The organism is Pseudomonas sp. PME37.24/025 (assembly GCF_055556615.1).
On record NZ_JBVHNK010000487.1, the window covers coordinates 1 to 235 of the forward strand.

A 235-nucleotide genomic window follows, 5' to 3' on the forward strand; every position below is an offset into this window, starting at 1 on the left:
CAGATCCTCCGGGCGGCACTGCTGCACCACGAACAGACGGCGGCGCAGGTCCGGCGGCAGGAGGGTCAGGGCCTTGGGTACGGTCTCGGACAGGAAACGGGCCCCCTGGCTGCCGCCGAACACGAGGAGCGAAAACGGTCCGTCCGCCGTGAGAACCGGATAGCTCTGCGTGGCCCAGTCAACGACCTGATCCCGGACAGGGTTTCCCGTGAAACGTGCCTTGGCGAGCGCCGTG

General features: G+C 68.1%; 1 protein-coding gene. It reads right to left on the reverse strand.

Annotated features, from left to right (window positions below; all coding sequences use genetic code 11):
* Positions 1-235 (reverse strand): glycosyltransferase (locus tag ACZ3HH_RS31180; protein ID WP_465810601.1); only part of this gene is annotated, 235 nt, incomplete at both ends.